Below are 3,571 nucleotides of genomic sequence, written 5' to 3'. Positions count from 1 at the left end.
TTCGGCTCCGTGCGGAGCCGCGCGACTTCGGCCGCGGTGAGCCGGGTGTGCGGCGGGCGCTCGATGTCCGGCAGGAAGGCGGCGGTTTCCGGCTCGCCGAGGTGGTCGACGAGCTCGGTGGCCGGGGTGAACACCGCCTCGGTCACCGTCAGCCCGCCGAGCCGGTGGTCCGGCGACAGCGCGTTCGCGTGGCGCAGGTCCGCGATCGCCGCGCGGATCCCGTCGTACAACGCCTCGGTCGTCAGCTTCGGCCGGCCTTCGCCGTCCTCGAGCCGCTCCAGCGGGATCGCCATCGACCACGCGTCACGGCGGAAACCGGCGCCCACGAACGGGGTGTACCCGCGGTACACCACCAACGGCGCCCCCGGTGCCTCGGTGGACTCCGCGCTCCCCTGGTAGCGGGCGAGCTGATCCCGGAAGTCTTCGGTGAAGAGGCCGGCGAGGCTCCCGCCGCCGTCCGCGGTCCCGCCGAACCGCTTGAAGCGCGTCGTCAGCAGGTTCCACAGGGACCAGCGCTCGATTGTCACCACCACGCACACCCCCACCGCGAGGACGATGCCGATGACGGTCCGGGCGGTGTCGCCGCCCGGCGAATCGTCGAACTCGACGTCTTCGTGGTAGTAGCGGGAGGAGTACGAGCTCCCGGAGCCGAAGAATTCGTCCGAATAGGACAGCAGCAGCCAGGCGACGACGATCGCGAAAGCCAGCAGGATCAACGTCCTCGGGTTGACCGCCTTCTCCAGCGAGTAGGCGCTCTTCCCGGCCCGCGCGACGACGAGCAGCAGCGACAGCACGATCCAGCCGTAGAGCAGCGGGTTGTCCCACAGCAGCCCGATGACCACGGCCATCAGCACCACCAGCAGCCCGTCGTAGTTCTTGCGGCGGGCCCGGGCCCGCACCGCCTCGGTGAGCACGCGGCCCGCGTCGAGGCCCGGTGACGGCGGGACCGGGCGCGTGGGCTCGACGAGGAACTCGGTGATGGCTCGCCGGCTGTAGGCGGGATCGAGGTAGGACGCCGCACACAGGTAACGCGTGGTGTCGTCGGCCATGCTGCCCCCTTGTGACGGCGGGGGCCGAAAGCCCACCCCCCGCAATTTGCGGAAGGTATCATGCAGCCGCGGACGGTGGCACCGCATTTCGGGCACGAATTGCCCGTCCTGTCCCTCGACGGTTTTCCGCCGCCACGCGGGAATGTCAGGACATCAGCTTCGCGGTGAGTTCCCCACGGCTGCGGACCCCCACCTTGCCGAACACCGACTTGAGGTGGTCCTGCACCGTGTGGGCCGAGATCGCCAGCCGGGCCGCGATGTCCGCTGTGGACAGTCCGGCCAGTACCTCGCGGCAGACGTCGCGCTCCCGGGCGGTCAGGCCGTAGGCGGCGAGCAGCACGCCCAGCAGCTCGGCCCCCGAAGCGCGGTCGACGGTCACGACCGTCTCGCCGTCGTCCTCCCCCACCAGCCGGCTGGCGTGCAGCACGATCCACCCGCCGTGGGCGTCGCGCACCCGGGCGCGGAACGTTCCCGCCGCCGCCGCGCGGGCCCCCGTCACGACCGCGCGCAGCAGGACGGCGAACCGGCCCGGGGCGATCTCGTCGAGTTCGGCGCGCCACGCCGCGGCCGCCGCGGTGGCCGCCCGCTGCCCGCCGTCCGGACCGACGACCACGATCGCCGGTTCCGCCCGCTCCCCCGTGCCGCGGGCGCGCGCGGCCACCCGCGTCGCCGCCGCCACCGCCGGGGCGACCGAGGTCAGGAACTCGACCTCGCGGTCGCTGAACTCCCCGCGCCGCACCAGGCCCGCCGCGCCCCACGGCGTGCCGTCCACGCGGAACACGACGCGCAGTTCGTGGCCGAGCCCCAGCGGCCGCCAGACGTCGGTGAGCCGGCCGCTGCGCTCGGCGGCCCGGCGCGGCAGGTCGGACAGGCGCGCCACCGGCACCGGCACGGGCCGCCGCGCCAGCTCGGCGAAGGTGTGGGGCTGGGCGCCGTCGTACTCGTAGGCCGCCAGCAGCGGCTCGTACTCGCCGGGGATGCGGGCCCGGCCGCTGGTCATCGAGCTGATCACCGCGGTGTCCGGGTCCAGCGACGCCCAGCACGTCAGCTCGGCGGGCACCACGCGGTCGACCAGCTCGATGGCGGCGGCGTGCAGCTCGGCGACGCCGAGGCCCGCCGTGGCGAGCGCGGCGACGTCCCGCCGCACTCCCTGCGCCCGGCCGTCCCACATGGACGCAGTATGCGCCGCGCGCCCCGGCGCCGGGTATCCCACTTTTCCGGGATGGCCCGCCGCCGACGGAGTTCCCAGCATGGTCCGCATGACCCACTTCAGCGCCCCGGGCGAAGGCCCGGAACTCGACACCAAGGACGCGCGGATCACCGTCAAGGTCGGCGCGGAGCACACCGGCGGCACCTACGAGGTGTTCGAGGTCGACGCGCCGCGCGGGCCGTCGGTCCCGCCGCACACCGAGCCCTGGGCGAAGAGCTTCTACGTCCTGCACGGGCGGATCACGGTGTACGTGGACGGCGAACTCCACGACCTCGGCCCGGGCGCGTCGATCAGCATCCCGGCGGGCGCGGTCAACACCTTCACGGTGCACACGCCGTCGGCGCAGTTCCTCGCCCTGTGCCTGACGGACGGGATGGGCCGGTTCTTCCGCGCCGTCGACCAGGCGACGCCGGACCGGATTCCGGAGATCGCCGGGCACCACGGGATCGAGCTCGTGCCGTGAACGCCGTCGCGCAGGTCTTCGCCGGGGTGGCGGTGCTGGTGCACCTGCTCGCGTTCACCTGGGAGGTGCTGCTGTTCGAGCGGCCGGGCGTGCACGAGGGCATCTTCAAGATCCCGGCGGCGAACCTGCCCGCCACCCGGCTGTGGTCGTTCAACGTCGGCTTCTACAACCTGTTCCTCGCCGCCGGCCCGGTGCTCGGGCTGGTCCTGCTGCACAGCGGCCACGCCGACGCCGGGCGCTGGCTCGTGCTCTACTGCTGCGGGTTCATGCTGCTGGCGGGGATCGCGCTGGGTGTCTCGGACGTGCTCGCCCTCAGCCGGCCCCGTGGCGCGGGCCGCGGTGGTGCCTTCGCGCAGGCGGTGCCGCCCCTGGGCGCGCTGGTCGCGGCGTTGTTCTAGCTCTGCTCGATCAGCTGCTCGCTCCAGGCCCGGATGGCCGCGGCCTGGTCGGGCGTGAGCCGGTCGAGGACGAGCCGGCGGATGTTGGCGCCGTGGGCCCGGACGGCGTTCTCCGCCGTCCGGCGGCCTTCCCCGGTCCGCTCGACTCCGGTGCGCCGGCCGGTGGCGCCGTCCTCGATCCGCGCCACCAGGCCGCGGTTCTCCATGCGGGTCAGCAGGTGGGCGACGCGGCTCTTCTCCCAGTCGAGCGTGTCGGCGAGCTCGCCGACCCGCATCGGCCGGGTCAGCGTGATCAGCACGCTGAACTCGGCCTTCGAGATGCCGCAGTCGCGCTGCAGCCCGCGGTCGAGTTCGCGGACGAGCAGCCGCTGGGCGCGCATCCAGGTGTCCCAGAAGTCCCACTCCGCCGGCTCCAGCATGGGTGTAGCCTACAGAGTTGACGCGTCAACTC

At 73.2% G+C, this 3,571-nt stretch carries 5 protein-coding genes; 2 read left to right on the top strand and 3 right to left on the bottom strand.

The window, feature by feature from the left end; genetic code table 11:
• Positions 1 to 1,049: AbeC-like domain-containing protein (locus CCN39_RS00715; RefSeq protein WP_491844417.1), on the bottom strand; the 1,049-nt coding region annotated here is incomplete at its 3' end.
• A 145-nt stretch (positions 1,050 to 1,194) separates the two neighbouring features.
• The gene (locus CCN39_RS00710; protein WP_086837866.1) at positions 1,195 to 2,220 is read right to left on the bottom strand and encodes a helix-turn-helix transcriptional regulator; all 1,026 of its coding nucleotides are present in this window, start codon (positions 2,218 to 2,220) and stop codon (positions 1,195 to 1,197) included.
• 88 nt (positions 2,221 to 2,308) lie between these two features.
• Between CCN39_RS00710 and CCN39_RS00705 the strand changes: the two genes are divergently transcribed.
• Together CCN39_RS00705 and CCN39_RS00700 are read left to right on the top strand one after the other, a co-directional pair.
• Positions 2,309 to 2,722, top strand: coding sequence for a cupin domain-containing protein (locus tag CCN39_RS00705; protein ID WP_167454938.1), 414 nt, complete (start codon positions 2,309 to 2,311; stop codon positions 2,720 to 2,722).
• On the top strand, positions 2,719 to 3,120 hold the full coding sequence (locus tag CCN39_RS00700) for a DUF1304 domain-containing protein (RefSeq protein ID WP_086837864.1): 402 nt from the start codon (positions 2,719 to 2,721) through the stop codon (positions 3,118 to 3,120). Before CCN39_RS00705 ends, CCN39_RS00700 begins: the two co-directional genes overlap by 4 nt.
• On the opposite strand, the gene CCN39_RS00695 is transcribed toward CCN39_RS00700, so the two are convergent.
• Positions 3,117 to 3,539 (bottom strand): MarR family winged helix-turn-helix transcriptional regulator, encoded by a 423-nt coding sequence (locus CCN39_RS00695; RefSeq protein WP_086837863.1) that lies wholly within the window; start codon positions 3,537 to 3,539, stop codon positions 3,117 to 3,119. The genes CCN39_RS00700 and CCN39_RS00695 overlap by 4 nt on opposite strands.
• Positions 3,540 to 3,571: the final 32 nt, after the last annotated feature.

It is taken from the genome of Amycolatopsis kentuckyensis, from assembly GCF_002155975.1.
GTDB classification, from domain to species: domain Bacteria; phylum Actinomycetota; class Actinomycetes; order Mycobacteriales; family Pseudonocardiaceae; genus Amycolatopsis; species Amycolatopsis kentuckyensis.
Note: the sequence above shows the minus strand (reverse complement) of the source record. Positions and strands in the feature narration are given on the sequence as shown.